Raw genomic sequence first — 21,010 nt, 5'->3', positions numbered from 1 at the left:
ATTGTGTAAGCTTCGGCTTTCCCTAATTCCACCCTTCCATGATTGACATTTCCCACTACGAAGCCTGGTTTATTACTGGTAGCCAGCACCTCTACGGCCCCGAAACCCTCGAGCAAGTGGCCCAGCACTCGCAGCAGATTGCCGCGGAGCTTGGCACAAAGTTGCCCATCAAAATAGTGTACAAGCCGGTGCTGACCGGCCCGCAGGAGATTTACAAGCTCATGCAGGAGGCCAATACCACCGAAAACTGCGTGGGCCTGATTGCTTGGATGCACACGTTTTCCCCCGCCAAAATGTGGATAAACGGGTTGAAAATCTTGCAGAAGCCGCTGGCACATTTGCACACGCAGTTCAACCGCGACATTCCATGGGCCGACATCGACATGGACTTCATGAACACCAACCAATCGGCGCACGGCGACCGGGAGTTTGGCTTCATCGGCACGCGTATGCGCTTGAATCGCAAAGTGGTGGTGGGCCACTGGCAGAGCGAGGCGGTGCACAACAGCCTCAGCATCTGGAGCCGCGTGGCCTCGGCTTGGGCCGACTGGCAGGGCGCCAAGTTCGTCCGCTTCGGCGACAACATGCGCTACGTGGCCGTGACCGAAGGCGACAAAGTGGAAGCCGAAATCAAGTTTGGCTACTCGGTGAACACCTACGGCATCGGCGACTTGGTGGCCGTTATCAACGAAGTGAGCGACGAGCAGGTGAACGAGCTGCTGAGCACTTACGAGCAGGAGTACGAGCTGGGCGATGACCTGAAAGACGGTGGAGCCAAGCGTGACAGCCTGCGCGAGGCGGCGCGCATCGAAGCCGGCATGCGCAAGTTCCTGCAGGACACCGGCGCCAAAGGCTTCACCGATACTTTCGAGGACCTGCACGGCATGGCCCAACTGCCCGGCATCGCCACGCAGCGGCTCATGGCCGAGGGCTACGGCTTTGGCGGCGAGGGCGACTGGAAAACGTCGGCGCTGGTGCGCGCCATGAAGGTAATGGGCGCCGGCCTGCCCGGCGGCAACTCCTTCATGGAAGATTACACCTACCATTTCGCGCCCGGCAACGAGCAGGTGCTCGGCTCGCACATGCTGGAAATTTGCCCCACGATTTCGGAAGGCAAGGTGAAAGTGGAAGTGCACCCGCTGGGCATCGGCGGCAAGGCCGACCCCGCCCGCCTGGTGTTCAACTGCCCCGCTGGCCCGGCCCTGAACGCCACCATCGTGGACCTCGGCAACCGCTTCCGCATGATTGTGAACGAAGTGGAAGCTGTGGCCCCGGAGCAGGACCTGCCCAAGCTGCCCGTGGCCCGCGTGCTCTGGAAAGTGAAACCCGACCTCGCCACCGGCGCGGCCGCTTGGATATTGGCCGGCGGCGCCCATCACACCGGCTACAGCCAAAACCTTACCGCCGAATACCTGGAAGACTTCGCCGAAATGGCCGGCATCGAATTCGTGATTATCGACGCCGACACCAAGCTGCGCACCTTCAAAAACGAGCTGCGCTACAACGAAGTGGCCTTTCGCGGCTAAGTAATCCAGAGACCACCCAGACCAAAAAGGCCGTCATGCTGAGCGCAGCCGAAGCATCTCTACCGCTTTGTTCGCTTAAGTGAATTACTACTGCGGTAGAGATGCTTCGGCTGCGCTCAGCATGACGGTTTTAATAAATTTCTGATAAGCATAACCGCTTAAATAACAACCAACTCCCACCCCAAACTCCTGCATGCGCAATCAACTTACTACGCTTGACATCCTGGTTTTCCTGCTGTACTTGGTCGGCGTTTCGGCTTATGGCTACTACATCTACCAGAGCAAGAAAAAGGCCGAGCAAAGCACCAAGGACTACTTCCTGGCCGAAGGGTCGTTGACGTGGTGGGCCATTGGCGCCTCCATGATTGCCTCCAACATCTCGGCCGAGCAGTTCATCGGCATGTCGGGCTCGGGCTTTAAGGTGGGCGTGGCCGTGGCAGCTTACGAATGGGTGGCGGCCATTGTGCTCATCATCGTGGCCGTGTTCTTCATGCCGGTGTTTTTGAAGGAGAAAATCTTCACGATGCCGCAGTTTCTGGAGCAGCGCTACAACTCCACGCTGAGCTTGATTATGAGCATTTTCTGGCTCTTTCTCTACGTGCTGGTCAACCTCACGTCGATTCTCTACCTCGGCGCGCTGGCGCTCAGCAACCTGGTGGGCGGCGATACTTTCCACGTCATCATCATTCTGCTGGCCATTTTCTCGCTGCTCATTTCCATTGGCGGCATGAAGGTGGTGGGCTACACCGACGTGGTGCAAGTGGTGGTGCTGGTGGTCGGCGGCTTGGTCACCACTTACATCGCCCTCACGCTGGTGAGCGACCGATTTGGCCTCGGCGGCGGCGCCATCTCCGGCTTCAACGCCCTGATGGACAACGCCGGCGACCATTTTCACATGATATTCCCGAAGCCCACCGTGGACACGCCGCAGGTGGAAGTGGACAAGTACTTGTCTCTGCCCGGCATCGCCATGTACCTGGCCGGTCAGTGGATTGTGAACCTCAACTACTGGGGCTGCAACCAATACATCACCCAGCGCGCCTTGGGTGCCGATTTGCACACCGCCCGCACCGGTATTCTGTTTGCCGGCATCCTCAAGTTGCTGATGCCCGTGATTGTGATGCTGCCCGGCATCGCGGCTTATGTGCTCTACAAAAACGGCGGCTTACAGGCCGAAATGTCGTCCACCGGCTCTTTTAATGCCGACAATGCCTATTCCGCCATCCTCACCTTCCTGCCCAACGGCCTGAAGGGCCTGAGCATGGCGGCGCTCACGGCGGCCATCGTGGCGTCGCTGGCGGGCAAGGTGAACTCCATCTCGACCATCTTCACCCTCGACATCTACAAGCGCTACCTCAACCCCGAGGCCACCGAGAAAAAGCAGGTGTGGGTGGGGCGTATTACCATCGTGGCGGCCATCGTCATCAGCATTGCCCTGACGTGGAAGGACCTGCTGGGCATTGGCGGCGAGGGCGGTTTCCAGTTCATTCAGAAGTACACGGGCTTCATCTCGCCCGGCATCCTGGCCATCTTCCTGCTGGGCATGTTCTGGAAGCGCACCACGGCCACGGCGGCCATTGTGGGCGTGCTGGCCGGCTTCGCTATGTCGGTGTTCTTCAACAACTACGCCCCGGCCGTGCTCGGCCCCGAAACGCTACTCTACACCGCCTTTCCCAACGGGAACGGCGCCTACGAAATCCCCTTCTTGGTGTGCATGGGCCTCTCGTTTGTCATCACCATGCTCATCATGATAGCCATTAGCCTGGTGGGCCCGCGGGTCAATCCCAGGGCCATTGAGTTGCAGCCCGGCCTGTTCCGGGTGAGCCGCCAGACGCTAGTGCTCATTGTTATTATCCTGCTGCTCATCACGGCGCTCTACACGAAATTCTGGTAACGCTTAAAACGAACTAAGGCCGTCATGCTGAGCGCAGCCGAAGCATCTCGCTCGCATCGTTGCAACGATTGAGTTACTACCACACGCGAGATGCTTCGGCTGCGCTCAGCATGACGGCCTTTTTGAATGACCGTCCTTTTTGACTAGACTAGAAATAGAACCTTGATATTCCCGCTCATGACTATGAATCCCACCCTTCGCATTTCAGCCCTCGCCCTGTTGGGCCTGCTGCCTGGCACTGCCGCGCTGGCCCAGACGGCCGCTCCCGCCACCATCACCGTGCAAGTGAACAAGCCCGGTGACGCGGTGTCGAAAAACATGTACGGCCTCTTCTTCGAGGACATCAACTTTGCGGCCGACGGCGGCCTGTACCCCGAACTGGTGAAGAACAAGTCATTCGAAACCGACGACCACCTCATCGGCTGGAAGGCCATTCGCGGCGCGGCCGGTCTGGAAAGCTACCTGGTGTCGACCGACCGGCCCATCAGCAACGCCAACAACCACTTCCTGCGCCTGAGCGTGAAAACCGCTGGCCCCGATGCGGCTTTCGTCAACGAAGGATTCCGCGGCATGGGCGTGAAGGAAGGCGCCGAGTACACCTTCTCCTTCTACGCCCGCAAAGGCCCCGGCAACGTGGGCGGCGTGAACGTGACGCTGGAACAAAGCGGCCGTGGCGGCCCCGGCCCCGAAACGCCCGGCTCGGGCAAGGCCCTGGCGCAAGCCCAAATTACCGGCCTCACCACCGAGTGGAAGAAGTACAGCGTGGTGATGAAACCGTCGGCCACCGCGGCTAAAGCCCGCTTGAAACTGGCCGTGGAAGGCACCGGCACGCTCGACATCGACGTGGTGTCGCTGTTCCCGAAAGACACTTACCTGAAGCGCGAAAATGGCCTGCGCCCCGACCTCGTGCAGCTGCTCAAGGACATGAAGCCCGGCTTCCTGCGCTTCCCCGGCGGCTGCATTGTGGAAGGCCGCACCCTGGCCCAGCGCTACCAGTGGAAAGAAACCATCGGCGACGTGGCCTCGCGCAAGCCGCTGATTAACCGCTGGAACACCGAGTTTATCCACAAGTTTACCCCCGACTACTACCAGTCTTTCGGCCTCGGTTTCTTCGAGTATTTCCAGCTGTCGGAAGACATCGGCGCCGAGCCGCTGCCCATTTTGAACGTGGGCATGGCCTGCCAGTTCAACTCGGCCGAGCTGGCGCCCATCACCAGCAGCACGGCCAAAGGCCCGAATGCGGCCGGCCAGGGCGACGAGCCCACGCTGGAAACCTTCATTCAGGACGCCATTGATTTGATTGAGTTTGCCAACGGCCCTGCCAGCAGCCCCTGGGGCGCCAAGCGCGTGGCCATGGGCCACCCCGCGCCTTTCAACATGAAGATGATTGGCATCGGCAACGAGCAGTGGGGCCCGCAGTACCTCGAGCGCTACGAGCCGTTTGCCAAGGCCGTGAAGGCGAAGTACCCGAACATCCAAATCGTATCAAGCGTGGGCCCGGCCCCCGACGGCGACCTGTTCGACAAAGCCACGCTGAAAATGCGCGAGCTGAAGGCCGAATTCATCGACGAGCACTACTACGCCAAGCCCGAGTGGTTTCGCCAGAACGTGGGCCGCTACGACAACTACCCCCGCACCGGCGCCAAAATCTTCGCCGGTGAGTACGCCGCCCAGAGCGTGGCCATTGCCAGCGAAAACAACAAGAACAACTGGGATTGCGCCATCTCGGAAGCCGCGTTTATGACCGGCCTGGAGCGCAACGCCGGCGCCGTGGCCATGGCCTCCTACGCCCCCATGCTGGCTCACGTTGATGCTTGGCAGTGGACCCCGAACATGATTTGGTTCGACAACCTGACCTCCTACGGCACCGTGAACTACTACGTGCAGAAGCTCTACGCCCTCAACAAAGGCACCAGCGTGCTGCCCGTGGCCATGCCCGCCAACGCCAAAAACGGCACCGACAACCTCTTCGCCAGTGCCGTAGCCGACGCTCCCACCGGCGACGTCATCGTAAAGCTGGTGAATTATTCTACCACGCCCCGCGCCGTGAAAGTGAACCTAGCTGGCGCCAAGAAAGTGGGCAAAAACGGCACCGCCTTCGTGATGGCCAGCGACGACCTGAACACCATGAACACCATTCAGGAGCCCACCAAACTCACGCCAAAAGAGGAGAAGTTCTCGGTGTCGGGCTCCACGGTGAGCTACACGCTGGCTCCGAATTCCTTCACGGTGCTGCGCATTCCGGGGAAGAAGTAGGGCAGAGAGCGGCAATAAAGCCGCACCCGAAGAACGTCATGCTGAGCGCAGCCGAAGCATCTCGCGTGCCGTCACTAATCCACCCGATTGAGTTACTACCCCACGCGAGATGCTTCGGCTGCGCTCAGCATGACGTTTTGGTTTTAAACGGACTTTAAGAAGCGGGAAGCACCCCCATGAAACCAGCTCAACGACTGCTTGCATTGGCCGCTTTTGTAGGAAGCCTTGCTCCGGCCCACGCCCAAAAAGCCGCGCCCAAAACCGATTTCCACCAGTGGGCGGCCACGCCGCCCATGGGCTGGAACAGCTGGGACTGCTACGGCCCCACCGTGACCGAAGCCGAGGTGAAGGCCAACGCCGACTACATGGCCAAAAACCTAAAAAGCAGCGGCTGGGAATACGTGGTGGTAGACATCCGCTGGTACGTGGGCAACGACACGGCCCATGGCTACAATGAGAAAAACCCGGACTTCAACATTGACCAATACGGCCGTTTCGTCCCGGCTGTGAATCGGTTTCCCTCAGCGGCGGGGGGCAAGGGGTTCAAGCCGCTGGCGGATTATATGCACGCCAAGGGCCTGAAGTTTGGCATTCACATCATGCGCGGCGTGCCGGTGGCGGCGGTGCATCGCAAGATGCCCATCCTCGGCAGCAAGGCCACAGCGGCCGACATCTACAGCAAAGACGGCCAAGCCGGCTGGCTGCACGACATGTACACCGTGGTGGCCGGCCGGCCCGGCGCGCAGGAGTATTACGATTCGCTGTTCAAGCTCTACGCGGCCTGGGGCGTGGATTTTGTGAAGGTTGACGACCTGTCCTCACCGTACCACGCGCCGGAGGTGGAGATGATTCGCAAGGCCATCGACCGCTCGGGGCGAAAAATCGTGCTCAGTACCTCGCCGGGCGAAACACCCATTGCCCAAGCCCAGCACGTGGCGGCCCACGCCAACATGTGGCGCACCGTGGGCGACTTCTGGGACAGCTGGGAGCAGCTCAAGGAGCATTTCGACGTGTGTGAGCGGTGGGCTCCGCACATTGCGTCCGGCGCCTGGCCCGATGCCGACATGCTGCCGCTGGGCCGCCTGGGCATCCGGGCCGAGCGGGGCGACGACCGCATGACCCGCTTCACCCGCGACGAGCAGTTCACGCTGATGACGCTGTGGAGCATCTTCCGCTCGCCGTTGATGTTTGGCGGCGACTTGCCCAGCAATGACGCCTTCACGCTGAGTTTGCTCACGAACAAAAACGTGCTGGCCATGCACCGCAACAGCACCCGCAACCGCCAGCTTTTTCGCCGCGACAACCTAGTAGCCTGGACCGCCGACGACCCTGCCACCGGCGATAAGTTCCTGGCCCTTTTCAACGCCCAGGACCAGGAGCTGGCCCCCGAAAGCGAAGCTGCCTGGGCCAGTGGCCCCGTAACCCGCGAAACGCCCGGCCAAAGCAAAGCGGCCGACATCGACATCACCGGCGCCACCAAACTCTACCTGAATGTGCGCAACGGCGGCGACGACATTGCCTGGGACCACGCCGATTGGCTGAATCCAATACTGAGCGGTGGCGGCAAAATCACGCCGCTTACTACCGTGCCGTGGAAGAGTGCCACGGCCGGCTGGGGCCAAGCCACCATCAACAAAAGCGTGTCGGGCGCGGCCTTGCTGGTAGGAGGGAAGAAGTATGACGCCGGCATCGGCACGCATTCCAACTCCATTATTGAGTACGACTTGCCCGCCGGCTACACGCGCCTTTCCACCACGGTGGGCCTCGACAATGCGGGCGCCGCGCAAAACACCGGCGGTACGCTCAGCTTCCTGGTATTCACCAAAAACCCCTACCGCCCCGCGCCTGCCGATTCGGTGCGCGTGCCCGTGACGCTGCAGGAACTGGGCGTGGCGGCTGGCGCCACCGTGCAAGACCTGTGGACGGGCCAACATATGGGGCCGCTCACGGGTGATTTTGCGCCTTACATCCGCCGGCACGGCGCCAAGCTGTACCGCATTTCAAGCAAGAAGGCCGCTAATAAATAATAGCTATCAGGAGGCTTGATGCCTTCGTGATTATTTGATTTTCCAGTTTAATATGAAAATGCGTTTGCCTATACTATTGCTGGGAATCAGCTGCTTCGTGGCTGCTTGCCAGAAGGACAAGCCTGCTCCGTTCGTGGTGCCGGATAATCAGGTAGTATTCCGCAATCCCATTGTTAAGGCAAAATTCACGGCCGACCCGGCGGCGCTGGTGCACAACGGCCGGATGTACATCTACACCGGCCACGACGAGGCCGCTACGGGCCAAAACCAGTACGTGATGAACGAGTGGCTGTGCTATTCCTCGAGCGACCTCGCCACGTGGACCGAGCACCCGGTGCCGCTGCGCGTAACGGACTTCAGTTGGGCGCGCGCCGATGCCTGGGCCTCTCAGGTGGTGGAGCGCAACGGCAAGTTTTACTGGTATGTGAGCGTGGACCACCGCACCGTGCCCGGCAAAGCCATCGGCGTGGCGGTGGCCAATTCGCCCACCGGCCCGTTTGTGGATGCCCGGGGCACGGCGCTGGTGACCAATGCGATGACGACGGCCGTCAACACCTTTTTCGACGACATCGACCCCACGGTTTTGGTCGATGATTCGGGCCAGGCCTACTTGTATTGGGGCAACACGGCCTGCTACTACGCCAAGCTCAAGGCCAACATGACGGAGCTCGACGGGCCTATCCAAACCATCAGCCTGCCCCAGTTCACGGAGGCGCCTTGGGTGCACAAGCGCGGCAAGTGGTACTACCTCTCCTACGCCACCGGGTTTCCGGAGCGCATTGCCTACGCCATGAGCCGCAGCCCCGAAGGCCCGTGGGTGTACAAAGGCATTCTGAACGAACTGGCTACCAACTCTAATACCAACCACCAGGCCCTGCTCGATTTCAAGGGCAAATGGTATTTTGTGTACCACAACGGCGCTCTGCCCACCGGCGGGGATTTCCGGCGCTCAGTCAGCATCGATTACCTGAACTACAACGCCGACAGCACCTTGCAAAAAGTGGTGATGACGCCCAAAGGCGTGGACCCCGTTCAATAAGTGACGCTTCCATGTTTTATCTCCGTGCTTTTCTCTGTTTAAAAGCTGTGCGGAATACTCCTGGCCAATCAATGTGTATAACTATGAAAACCGTACTTTCCACCATTCTGGCCGCCGGCTTGCTCAGCACGTCCGGAGTGGCACAAACCGTCAAGCGCAGCGACTACCCCATTCAAGCGGTGCCCTTTACGAAGGTGACTCTGACCGATAACTTCTGGCAGCCGCGCCTCAAGACCAACACCACCGTCACCATTCCGGCGTCGTTTCAGCGCTGCGAGGCCACCAACCGGGTGAAGAATTTTGAGATGGCGGCCGCCAAATCGGGCAAGTTTGCGACGGTCTTTCCCTTCGACGATACCGACATTTACAAGACGTTGGAAGGCGCCGCGTACTCGCTCAGCCTGTACCCAGACAAGGAGCTGGCGGCCTACCTCGACGTGCTGATTGACAAGGTGGGCAAGGCCCAGGAGCCCGACGGCTACCTCTACACCGCCCGCACCATCGACCCCGCCCACCCGCACCCCTGGGCCGGCCCGGAGCGCTGGGTAAACGAGCGGGAGATGAGCCACGAGCTCTACAACTCCGGCCACCTCTACGAAGCCGCCGTGGCCCACTACCAGGCCACCGGCAAGAAATCCCTGCTCAACATCGCTCTCAAAAATGCCGACCTCGTGTGCTCCGTATTCGGCTCCGGCAAGCGCAGCGTAGCGCCCGGCCACGAAATCGTGGAAATGGGCCTCGTAAAGCTCTACCGCGTGACCGGCAAACCCGAATACCTGAGCACGGCCAAGTTTTTCTTGGATGCGCGGGGCCAGTACAAGGGCTATGACCCCAAGAGCCCCGACCCGTTCAAGAACGGCTCGTACTGGCAGGACCACAAGCCCGTGGTGGCGCAGGCCGAGGCCGTGGGCCACGCCGTGCGCGCCGAATACCTCTACTCGGCCATGGCCGATGTGGCCGCCCTCACCGGCGACAAGCAGCTGCTGACGGCCGTGGACAGCATTTGGAACAACATGGCCAGCAAGAAAATATACGTGACGGGCGGCACCGGCGCGGTGCCCGGCGGCGAGCGGTTCGGCCGCAACTACGAGTTGCCCAACGCCACGGCCTACAACGAAACCTGCGCCTCAGTGGCCAACATCTACTGGAACCAGCGCATGTTCCAGCTGCACGGCCACGCCAAATACGCCGACCTGATTGAGAAAGTGCTCTACAACGGCCTGCTCTCGGGCGTGGGCCTCGATGGCAAGTCGTTCTTTTACTCCAACGCCATGCAGATTAAGAACAGCGCCAGCTTCGCCCAGACCGAGCCGGCGCGGGCGGGCTGGTTTGAGTGCTCGTGCTGCCCCACCAACCTGGCGCGGCTGTTTCCGTCGCTGCCCGGCTACGTGTACGGCCAAAACGGCCGGGACATTTACGTGAACCTGTTCGTGAGCGGCAGCGCCAATTTGGCGGTGCAGAACAAGCCCGTGCGACTCACCCAGGCCAATAATTACCCCTGGAATGGCGACCTGAAATTCACCGTCGACCAAGCTTCTACTTCCGATTTCAACCTGCTGGTTCGCATTCCGGGCTGGGCCCGCGACGAGGCCATTCCGTCGGATTTGTACCGCTTCGCCCAGCCTTCGAGCGCGAAAGTTGTCATTAAAGTGAACGGCAAGCCAGTGGCGTACCAGTTGAAAAACGGCTATGCCGTGCTGACCCGCAAGTGGAAGAAAAACGACGTGGTCGACATGAGCCTGCCGATGGAAACCCGCACCGTAGTGGCCCACCCCAACGTGCAGGACAACGTGGGCAAAGTGGCCCTGCAGCGCGGCCCCGTCATCTATTGCGCCGAGTGGAAGGACAACGACGGCAAAGCCACTAACATCATAGTGCCCACCGGCACCGCCTTCACCGCCGCCTTCAAGCCCGACGTGTTGAACGGCATCACCGAGCTGACCGCCACCGTGCCCGTGGTGAAAGTGGACGGCGCCAGCAACACCATCAGCACCGTGAAGCAAACGCTCACCGCCATTCCGTACTACGCCTGGGCCAACCGTGGCAAGGGCGAAATGACGGTCTGGTTCCCGCAGCAAGTGACCGATGTGGATTTGGTGACCCGCCAAGCCGTGGAAGCGACGCACGCGAAGTAATTGGCAAATGCAGCTCAATTAATAAAGGTCGTTATGCAGAGCGCAGCGAAGCATCTCGCGTGTGGTAGTAAGCCAATCGTTAGGGTTAGTGGTGGCACGCGAGATGCTTCGCTGCGCTCTGCATGACGTTCTGTTTTTGCTTATTCTCAGATAACACATGCGCCTTCGCTACTTCTGTTTCTTCCTTCTGCTCATGCGTTTCGTACCCGCCATGGCGCAGTCCACGCCTCCTATTCACATCGAGACCGAGCACGTGAGCTTGGTGCTGGCCGTGGGTGATAAGCAGCATGTCTACCAAACTTACCTGGGCCCTAAGCTGGCTGCGGCCGACCACCAGTTGCTGCCGAACCGCCATGAAGCCTACGTGACCGCCGGCACCACCAACCTGTTCGAGCCCGCCATTCGCGTCATTCACACCGATGGCAACCCGTCGCTGGACCTAGCCTTTGCTGATGTGAAAGTGCAGAAGCCGCTCGGCAATGTGCGGGGTGATGCTACCACAACTACCGTGCACCTGCGCGACCCGAAATACCCGGTGGACGTGCTGCTGCACTTCACGGCGTATTTCAAAGAGGACGTCATCAAAACTTGGACGGAAATCAAGCACCGCGAAAAAAAGCCGGTGGTGCTCACCAGCTACGCCTCGGCCATGTTGCATTTCGACGCCCATAAGTACTGGCTGACGCAGTTTCACGGCGACTGGGCCGAGGAAGCCAAGCAGGTGGAAAGCCAGCTCACCAGCGGCATCAAAATCATCGATACCAAGCTGGGCACTCGCGCCGGCTGGTACCAAACGCCGAGCTTCTTCCTTGGCCTCGACCGGCCCGCCGAGGAAACCACCGGCGACGTGCTGGCCGGCTCCCTGGCCTGGACCGGCAACTTCCGCTTGGCTTTTGAACTGGACAACCAGAATTCTTTGCGAATGTCGGCCGGCATCAACCCGTACGCATCGGAATACACGCTGCCAGCCAATCAGGCCTTCGTGACGCCCGAATTCATCTTCACCTACAGCACTACCGGCAAGGGCCAGGCCTCGCGCAACCTGCACCGCTGGGCGCGCCGCCACGGCGGCACCCTCGACGGCCTCCAGCCGCGCCTCACGCTGCTCAACAACTGGGAAGCCACGTTTTTCGATTTCAATGAAGCCAAGCTCGACGGCCTGATGGGCGACGCGGCCAAACTCGGCGTCGACTTGTTTCTGCTCGACGACGGCTGGTTCGGCAACAAATACCCGCGCAACGGCGACGCGCAGGGCCTCGGCGACTGGCAAACCACCAAAACCAAGCTGCCCAACGGCGTGGGCCACCTCGTGCAAACCGCCACCAAGGAGGGCATCAAATTCGGCATCTGGTTGGAGCCCGAAATGGTGAACCCCAAGAGCGAGCTGTTCGAAAAGCACCCCGATTGGACCCTGAAATTGCCCAACCGCCCCGACGACCTCTACCGCAACCAGCTGGTGCTCGACCTGACCAACCCCAAGGTGCAGGACTTCGTGTACCAGACCGTGGACGAACAGCTGAGCCAGGGCGTAGCCTACGTGAAGTGGGACTGCAACCGCATGATTAGCAGCGCCTACTCGCAGTATCTGGGCCGCGACCAGTCGCGCCTCTACGTCGACTACGTGCGCGGCCTCTACAAAATCCTGGAGCGCGTCCGCCAGAAGTACCCGCACCTGCCCATGATGCTCTGCTCCGGCGGCGGCGCCCGCGCCGACTACGGCGGTCTGCGCTACTTCACCGAGTTCTGGGCCAGCGACAACACCGATGCTTTCGAACGCATCTTCATCCAGTGGGGATTCTCGCAGTTTTTCCCCTCGAACACCATTGCCAGCCACGTTACCAACTGGAACCGCAGCCACAGCCTGAAATTCCGCACCGACGTGGCCATGATGGGCAAGCTCGGCTACGACATCGAAGTGGAGAAAATGACGCCCGATGAGCTGAAATTCAGCCAGCAGGCCGTGAAGGACTACAAGCGCCTCAGCCCCGTTATCTGGCAGGGCGACTTGTTCCGCCTGCGCTCGCCCTACGAGGGCAACCAAGCGTCGTTGATGTACGTGGACGAAGCCCAGCGCCAAGCCGTGCTCTACGGCTACAACCTGCACACCCGCTTCCTCGAAACCGTGCTGCCCGTGAAGCTCCAGGGCCTCGACCCCGCCAAGCGCTACAAGCTCACCGAAATCAACCTCATGCCCGGCCAAAAATCCGAGCTGGCCGCCAACGGCCAAACCTATTCCGGCGACTACCTGATGAAAGTGGGCGTGATACTCAGCGACCGCGAAGCCAAGCCCCTCACCAGCCACATTCTGGAGCTGGTGGCGGAGTAACGCTTTCGAAATTATTATCGGAACGACGCATTCAGGCCGTCATGCGGAGCGCAGTCGAAGCATCTCTACCTCGGAAGTAATTAATGCGGCCTCAACGAAGCGGGAGAGATGCTTCGACTGCGCTCAGCATGACAGGAATTTTTACCATGATGCCATAAGCAAAGCCCCACTAAACACAGCAGGAGCATGAAAACCTCTCTTTCTAATTTCACCGCTGCCCGTGCCCGTTTCTGCGGCCTTGTGTTGTCACTGATAGCTGCTTCAGCTTCATCTGCCTTCCCCCAGACCCCGCCGGCCGCTGTTGCCATCACCGTCGATGTGAAGAAGCCTATAGGCCCCATGCAGCCGCTGTGGGCCTACTTTGGCTACGACGAGCCCAACTATACGTACATGAAGGACGGCCAGAAGCTACTCACCGAGCTGGCGGCCCTCAGCCCCGTGCCGGTGTACGTGCGGCCCCACAACCTGCTCACCACCGGCGACGGCACGCCTGGCCTGAAATGGGGTTCGACCAACGCCTACACCGAAGACAAACACGGCCAGCCGGTATACGACTGGACCATCGTGGACCGCATTTTCGACACGTACATTAAGCGGGGCATGAAGCCCATTGCCCAAATCGGCTTTATGCCCGAGGCCATGTCCGTGAAACCGGTGCCGTACCGCCATTACTGGAAACCCGGCGACAATTACAACGACATTTACACCGGCTGGGCTTACCCGCCCAAAGACTACAAAAAGTGGGGCGAGCTGGTGTACCAGTGGGTGAAGCACAGCGTGGCCCGCTACGGCGCCGCCGAGGTGAAAACCTGGCGCTGGGAGCTCTGGAACGAGCCCAATATTGGCTACTGGAAAGGCACCCCGGCCGAGTACAACGAACTCTACGACCACACCGAAGCCGCCGTGCACCGCGCCCTGCCCGAAGCCCTCCTCGGCGGCCCAGAAACCACCGGCCCGCGCTGGGATAAAGCCGCCGATTACCTGCGCGGCTTCCTGGAGCACTGCCGGAGCGGCAAGAACTACGTCACCGGCCAAACCGGCACCCGCCTCGACTTCATCACCTTCCACGCCAAAGGCGCCCCCAAGCTGGTGGACGGCCACGTGCGCATGAACATGGGCACCCAGCTCGACGACATCACCGAGGGCTTTAAAATCGTGGCCTCGTTTCCCGAGTACAGCAAGCTGCCCATCATCATCGGCGAAAACGACCCCGAAGGCTGCGCGGCCTGCGGCGTGGCCACCAACCCCGAAAACGCCTACCGCAACGGCACCATGTACTCCAGCTACACCGCCGCCGCCTACGCCCGCCTCTACGAGTTGGCCGACCTCTACAAAGCCAATGTACTCGGCGCCGTGAGCTGGTCCTTCGAATTCGAAAACCAGCCCTGGTTTGCCGGTTTCCGCGACCTCGCTACCAATGGCGTCGACAAGCCCGTGCTCAACGTTTTCCGCATGTTGGGCAAGATGACCGGCCCGCGCGTAGCCGTCGCCAATCCCACGGCCCTCACCCTGCCCGACATTCACAACCAAGCTCAAACCCAGCGCGCCGACATCAGCGCCCTGGCTTCGGCCGACCCCCACTCCGCCTCCGTGCTGGTGTGGAACTACCACAACGACCAGTTGACCGCTCCGGCCAGCGAGGTAGAGCTCACCCTGCGAGGCGTGCCCGCAAATGCCAAGCTACAGCACTACCGCATCGACAACGAGCACAGCAATTCTTATACCGCCTGGCAAGCCATGGGCTCGCCCCAGCAGGTGACGGCCGTGCAGCGCAAGGCGCTGGAAAAGGCCGGCCAACTGGCCTTGCTGAAGGGTTCGCCTTCTACAGTCAGCGCCAAAAATGAGCAGACAGTGCTGCGGTTTTCGTTGCCGCGCCAGGGCGTTTCCCTGCTGCGCCTGACGTGGTAGCGTGGCCGGGCGCGGCAACGAAAAAAGCGGTCGGGCCCGCTAGCCGCCGCGCCTCTTGTGGGCATCGTTGGGCCCCACCCGCCAGTCCCGGCCGGCCCCGCAGCTTTTCCTGTAACAGACGCCTGAATGAGGTGCTGGGGCCTCGTCAGGTGCTTGGCTTTGGGAATACAGAGCCAGCGCGACGGCTCGCCGGCCACCGGCTTCCCCACAAACTTTGCTCCTGGCTGGGCGTTGTACCCGAGGCAAACCACCCGCCCGAGCTACAAGCTGCATGAAAATCCTGTACTGGCTGCGCAACGACCTGCGCCTGCATGACAACGAAGTCCTGGCCGCGCTCCCCGCGCACACCGAAGCCCTGCTGCCCGTGTTCTGCTTCGACCCCGCCACCCTGGGGCCCGACCGCTATCTGGGCCTGCCGCGCCTGGGCCCGCACCGCCTGCCGTTCCTGCTCGAAACACTGGCCGACCTGCAGCGCCGGTACGCGGCTTTGGGCTCTGGCGTCCACTTCGTGTTCGGCAACCCCGCCAACGAGCTGCCTCGGCTGGCCCGCGAGCTGGGCCTGAACACCGTGTGGGCCAGCGCCGAACACCCGCACGAAGAAACCACCGCCGAAACCGACCTTGCCGCCGCCCTAGGCCGCGGCATTCCCCTGCGCTTCTTCGAGACGCTTTCGCTGCTGCACCCGCACGATATGTCCATTCCCGTGCGGCAGCTGCCACTCTCATTCAGCAAATTTCGGTTCGATGTAGCAGTGCACACGCCGGTGCGCCCGGCCCTTACCGCCCCGCGCCAATTGCCGCCGCTGCCCGCCGGCGTGGTACCCGCACCACTGCCCACGGCCGCCGCGGTAGCCGAAGCCGCGGGCCTGCCGGCAGCGAGCGTGTCGCTCCGCGACGCCCGCTCGGCCCTGCCGACACTGGGCGGAGGCGAAACCGCCGCCCTGGCCCGTATGCACGATTACGTCGTAGACCGCCGCCTGATTGCGCGCTACAACGACACCCGCAACGAGCTGCTGGGCGAAGCCTTCAGCACCAAGTTTTCGCCCTGGCTGGCCAATGGCAGCTTGTCGGCCCGCCAAATCTGGGCGGCCATTGACGACTACGAGGCCGTGGCCGGCCGCAACGGCAAAGGCTCGCAGCAGCTACGCATGGAACTCATCTGGCGCGACTATTTCCGGCTGCTCGCCCGCCGCGCCGGCGCCGATTTTTTCCGCCTCGCGGGCCTGCGCGGCCAGCAGCCCAAAACCCCCAACCCCGACCGCGCCGCCTTCGAGCGCTGGACTCAAGGCCGCACGGGCAACGGCTTCGTCGATGCCAACATGTGCGAGTTGGCCGCCACTGGTTTTATGAGCAACCGCGGCCGCCAAAATGCTGCCAGCTACCTCATCCACGACCTGCATCAGGACTGGCGCTGGGGCGCCGCCTGGTTCGAGCACCAGCTCATCGACCACGACCCGGCCTCGAATTGGGGCAACTGGAAATACATCGCCGGCACCGGCACCGATGTGCGCGACACCGCCTTCGACGTGGCCCAGCAAGCCCAGTGCTACGACCCGAAAGGCCGCTACGTCCGCACGTGGCTACGGTAGTGGCTGAAGCACTTGAAATTACAAGAACGTCATGCTGAGCGCAGCCGAAGCATCTCGCTTGGGGCAGTAATCAAATGGATTAGTGGTGGCACGCGAGATGCTTCGGCTGCGCTCAGCATGACGTTCTTTTTGCTTCTGGTTCGCCTACTTCACCGCCTTCACGCCTTCCGTGGTCATCACGACGCGTTTCATGGTGCCGTCTTTGTTGTAATACAGGTAATCAACGCACACGGAGCGCCGGAAGCTGCCGCCGTCAGGGTTCAGGCCGCCGTTGTGGTAGATGAAGTACGACTGGCCTTTGAAGTCGATGATGGCTTGGTGGTTAGTGTTGGAATTGCCCGCCAACTCATTCAGAATGCCCTTGTATTCCCACGGCCCCTCGATGCTCCGGCTCATGGCGTACACAATTTTCTCGGGGAATTGCGAGGCGTAGCTCAGGTAGTACCAGCCGTTGCGCTGATGCACCCACGGCGCCTCCGTGAACTGCGGCAGTTTCACAGTTTGAATGGGCCCGTCTAACTCGGTCATATTGGCCTTGAGCTTGGCGTAGTAGCACGTCACATTACCCCAGAAGAGGTAAGCCTGGCCTTTGTCGTCGATGAAAACGCTGGGGTCAATGTCGTCCCACGGGTGTTTGTCATCGGTCGTCATATTATTGGCAATGAGTGCCGAGCCGCGGGCGTCCTTGAACGGTCCGGTCGGGTTATCCGCCACCGCCACGCCAATCGACTTGCCCGGAATGGTGCCGTGCTCCATTGCCGCGTACCAATAAAACTTGCCGTTGCGCGCAATCACCTGCGAGGCCCAGGCGTCGCCCTTGGCCCAGGCAAAATCCGACACCTTCAACGGCACCGGGTGCTCGGTCCAGTTTACCATATCGGTGGATGAAAAGCACAGCCATTCGTTCATCACGTAGCGCTCCTGCCGGGCGGGGGCTTCGTCGTGGCCGGCGTAGAGGTACACGGTTCCTTTTTGGACCATGGCCGCGGGGTCGGCCGTGTACTTGCTCTTAATGATGGGGTTGCCGCCTACCGTAGCACCGAGCACGGGAGCACCCGCTGGCACCGTTTGGGCCAGCGCGGCCGTGGAAAGGGCAAGGGCCGCAGCCATTGTGCACAATCGATTGTGTATTGAAGGCATAAGAAACTTGCTATGGGTGGGGTTTCGGAGTTCTATGAAATTGAAAAAACGTCATGCTGAGCGCAGCCGAAGCATCTCTATCTCGAGAGTAATTCAACGAAGCGGTAGAGATGCTTCGGCTGCGCTCAGCATGACGTTTTATCTATCGTTATGAAAGTATTTACGCCCTCGGCAGCGCCGCCAGCATGGTGCGCAGGCCCTTCTCCGCATTGGCGCCGAGATGCACGCGCAGGGTGCGGCGGTTGTAGCTGTGTAACGCCTCCAGGTCGCCCAAGGCCTGGGCATTTTTAAAGGTGCCGAAGGTGTAGGAGCGGCCCGGCAGCGCCAGGTCGTTCGGGTTATCGTCGGTGAACTGTACGAACAGGCCCGTATCCGGGCCGCCCTTGTGGTACTGGCCTGTGGAGTGCAGGAAACGCGGGCCGTAGCCCGACGTGGTGGCAATGTGGTACTGCGCTTGCACGCGGGCGCGCAGCTCCTGCAAGCACTCGCTCACAGCGGGCGTCTCGGTCAGGTAGGCTTGCAGGCAGAGAAAATCGCCGGGCCGGGCCTGGGCGAAAAATGCCTTCAATACCTCCGCAGCGCCTTCGCCCTGCACGGCCGAGTAGTAGGTCACGCCGTCTTGGCTGGCCACGGGCTGGCTCTTTTCGGGCAGGCTGCCTTGCTCTTCTACTGCCTTCATCAGGCCGTCGGTAGCGGTTTTGGCGGCTTGCACGTTGGGCTGGTCGAAGGGGTTGATGCCGAGCACGGCGCTGGCCACGGCCGTGGCCACTTCCCAGCGGTAAAACTCCTGGCCCAAGTCCAGCGCATCGTCCATCAGGATGGTGATGGTGGGGTGGCCGGCTTGCTCAAACGCCTTCATTTTGGCAAGGTTGGTCTCGTCGGCCTGGCCCTTGTAGCCCACGTACACAAACACCCGGTCCTGGCCGTAGGTGCTCACGTCGCCGAGCGGCTCGCCGGCTACCGGCAGGATGCCCTTACCTTCCTTGCCCGTGCTTTCGGCGATGAGCTGCTCCAGCCACAGGCCCAGGTCGCTCAGCGGTGCCGGCGTGAGCAGTGTGAGCTTGTCGCGGCCCAGTTGCGCGAGCACGCCCAGCGTGGCGCCCAAGTCCAGGCCGGGGTTTTGCTTCACGTCGCCGTAGGCACCGCAAGCACGCATCATCAAAATGGCACGTTCCAGCAGCTCGCCAATGGGCAGGCCGTATAAAGCCGCCGGTACCAGCCCGAAGTAGGAGAGAGCCGAGAAGCGGCCGCCCACTTCCGGGAAGTTTAGGAAGATGCGGCGGTACTTGGCAGCCGTGGCATCGGTCACAAACTTGGAGCCCGGGTCGGTGATGGCCACGAAGTTATCGCCGGCCTTGTCGCCTTTCAGCTCCTTGAGCTTGGCGTAGAAATAGTCGCCGAACGCCAGCGGCTCGGCTGTGGTGCCGGACTTGCTGGCCACGATGAACAGCGTCTCGGCCAGCGGCACCGACGCTTCAATCTGGCGCACCGTGCCGGGGTCCGTGGTGTCAAGCACTGACATCGGCAGGCCAGTTGAACCCTGCTCAAACGCGGCTTTGAAAACGATGGGGGCCATGGTGCTGCCGCCCATGCCCATCACCACCACGTGTTTGAAGCCGGCGGCTTTCACCTCGTGCACAAATTGCTGAATTTCGGGCACGCGGCCCACCATTGTTTCGGCCACGCGCAGCCAGCCCATGAAGCTGCGAATGCTCTGCTGCCCGGCTTCGTCCTGCACCCAGAGGTCGGCTTTTTTGTCCCAGAAGCCTTTGACGAAGTTCTTATCGTTCAGTTCCAGAATCTTGTTGTCGACGGCCGTTTGGTAGCCGCCCAGGCGCATGGTCACGGGCACCACCATTTCGCCCAGGGCGTGCTTGCGCTTCATGTCCAGCGACAGCATTAGCTTGCTGAAAGGCTCGTTGAATTTCTTCGCACCGTCCACTTCCAGGAAGTTGGTTTGCTCTTCCAGGTTGATGCCCAACTCGGGCAGGCGGCGCAGCACTTCGCGGGCCTTGTCGAGGCCTTCTTCGAGGCGGACGGCGGGCTGGCCTTTTTCGCGGAAAATGTCCAGCGTTTCCACCGGCACGGTGTTCACCGTTTTTGGGCCGATGAGGTTTTCGACGTACTTCAGGTCGTCGTATTTTGGGTTTTTGTTGCCGGTGCTGGCCCACAGCAGGCGCTGGGTTTCGGCCCCTTGGGCTTGCAGCGCCTCCCAGCGCGGACCGGCGAAAATCTCTTTATACAGTTGGTATGCCTGCTTGGCGCTGGCCAGCGCCACTTCGCCCACCATCGACTGCGCCAGGGCGCCGCGCTCGCCGCCTTCGGCCGCGATTTTTTCCAACATGGGGTCAAGCAGCACATCGATGCGGCTGAGGAAGAAGCTCGCCACCGAGTCGATGCGCGCCAGCGGCAAGCCGGCCTGCGCCCGGTCTTCCAGGCCCGCCAAAAATGCCTCGGTCACCAAGCGGTAGCGCTCGAGCCCAAAAATCAGGGTCACGTTCACGTTGATGCCTTCGGCGATGAGCCGGCGAATGGCGGGCAGGCCCTCCAGCGTGGCCGGCACCTTAATCATGACGTTGGGGCGGGCCACCGTTTTCCAGAGGCGAATGCCTTCCTCAATGGTGCCCTCGGTGTCGTTCACCAGCGTTGGCGATACTTCCAGGCTCACGTAGCCGTCGCTGCTAGTGTGCTCGCTGTCGTAGAGCGGGCGGAATAAGTCGCAGGCCTGCTGCACGTCGGCCACGGCCAGGTTGGTGTAGATTTCGTCGGTGGTTTTGCCTTGCAAGGCCAGCGCCTTGATGGCCGAATCGTAGTCGGTGCTGTCGCCGATGGACTTGGCAAAAATGGCCGGGTTCGACGTGACGCCGCGCAACGCTTCGTCGGCAATGCGGCGCTGCAACTGGCCGTTAATCAGAATCGGGCGGCTGATAAAGTCCAGCCAAAGGCTCTGGTCGAATTGGCGGATGGCAACGAGAGGGTTCATAGAAGTGCAGTTAGTAAGAGCGCCAAAGGTCCGGAAAGAAGCGCGTTGTTTTCAAGTACGTGCTTGTGGAAATATAAAAGGAGTTAAAAAAGGTCGTCATGCTCACCTGGCGTCCGCGCAGTCGAAGCGTCTCGTCGGGACCTCACCCCCTGCCCCCACTTTCCAAAAAAGAAGGGGCAACGGTTGTG

11 protein-coding genes are annotated in these 21,010 nt (G+C 61.0%); 9 read left to right on the top strand and 2 right to left on the bottom strand.

All coding sequences use genetic code 11. The annotated features are described in order from the left end of the window. Positions 1-38: 38 nt before the first annotated feature. The 9 genes from araA (at position 39) to I2I05_RS14105 (ending at position 16,699) form a co-directional block, all read left to right on the top strand. Positions 39-1,526: an L-arabinose isomerase gene (gene araA, locus I2I05_RS14145; protein ID WP_196282920.1), complete on the top strand. Its 1,488-nt coding sequence runs from the start codon at positions 39-41 to the stop codon at positions 1,524-1,526. A 193-nt stretch (positions 1,527-1,719) separates the two neighbouring features. Further along, positions 1,720-3,420: a sodium:solute symporter family transporter gene (locus I2I05_RS14140; RefSeq protein ID WP_196282919.1), complete on the top strand. Its 1,701-nt coding sequence runs from the start codon at positions 1,720-1,722 to the stop codon at positions 3,418-3,420. 183 nt (positions 3,421-3,603) lie between these two features. Next, on the top strand, positions 3,604-5,676 hold the full coding sequence (locus I2I05_RS14135; protein ID WP_230688342.1) for an alpha-L-arabinofuranosidase C-terminal domain-containing protein: 2,073 nt from the start codon (positions 3,604-3,606) through the stop codon (positions 5,674-5,676). 176 nt (positions 5,677-5,852) lie between these two features. Next, a complete protein-coding gene (locus tag I2I05_RS14130) occupies positions 5,853-7,703 on the top strand; it encodes an NPCBM/NEW2 domain-containing protein (protein WP_196282917.1) in 1,851 nt (616 codons plus the stop codon). Positions 7,704-7,761: 58 nt separating this feature from the next. Continuing rightward, complete coding sequence (locus I2I05_RS14125) at positions 7,762-8,742, top strand: glycoside hydrolase family 43 protein (RefSeq protein WP_196282916.1); 981 nt, start codon at positions 7,762-7,764, stop codon at positions 8,740-8,742. An 83-nt stretch (positions 8,743-8,825) separates the two neighbouring features. Then, on the top strand, positions 8,826-10,877 hold the full coding sequence (locus I2I05_RS14120; RefSeq protein ID WP_196282915.1) for a glycoside hydrolase family 127 protein: 2,052 nt from the start codon (positions 8,826-8,828) through the stop codon (positions 10,875-10,877). A gap of 193 nt (positions 10,878-11,070) precedes the next feature. Continuing rightward, entirely contained in the window at positions 11,071-13,203 is a 2,133-nt protein-coding gene (locus I2I05_RS14115; protein ID WP_230688341.1) for an alpha-galactosidase, read from the top strand. A 186-nt stretch (positions 13,204-13,389) separates the two neighbouring features. Beyond that, positions 13,390-15,111: a GH39 family glycosyl hydrolase gene (locus tag I2I05_RS14110; protein WP_196282913.1), complete on the top strand. Its 1,722-nt coding sequence runs from the start codon at positions 13,390-13,392 to the stop codon at positions 15,109-15,111. Between the two features lie 271 nt (positions 15,112-15,382). Then, positions 15,383-16,699 (top strand): DASH family cryptochrome, encoded by a 1,317-nt coding sequence (locus tag I2I05_RS14105; RefSeq protein ID WP_196282912.1) that lies wholly within the window; start codon positions 15,383-15,385, stop codon positions 16,697-16,699. A 144-nt stretch (positions 16,700-16,843) separates the two neighbouring features. Here I2I05_RS14105 and I2I05_RS14100 read toward each other — a convergent pair whose 3' ends face one another. Both I2I05_RS14100 and I2I05_RS14095 read right to left on the bottom strand, forming a co-directional pair. Further along, positions 16,844-17,809 carry a glycoside hydrolase family 43 protein gene (locus tag I2I05_RS14100; RefSeq protein ID WP_196282911.1) on the bottom strand — a complete coding sequence of 322 codons (966 nt, stop codon included), beginning with the start codon at positions 17,807-17,809 and terminating at the stop codon, positions 16,844-16,846. Between the two features lie 190 nt (positions 17,810-17,999). Then, positions 18,000-20,822 (bottom strand): bifunctional transaldolase/phosoglucose isomerase, encoded by a 2,823-nt coding sequence (locus tag I2I05_RS14095; RefSeq protein WP_196282910.1) that lies wholly within the window; start codon positions 20,820-20,822, stop codon positions 18,000-18,002. Between the last annotated feature and the right edge of the window lie 188 nt (positions 20,823-21,010).

Source organism: Hymenobacter jeongseonensis (assembly GCF_015694725.1).
In the GTDB taxonomy this organism is placed as follows: Bacteria; Bacteroidota; Bacteroidia; order Cytophagales; family Hymenobacteraceae; genus Hymenobacter; species Hymenobacter jeongseonensis.
Note: the sequence above shows the minus strand (reverse complement) of the source record. Positions and strands in the feature narration are given on the sequence as shown.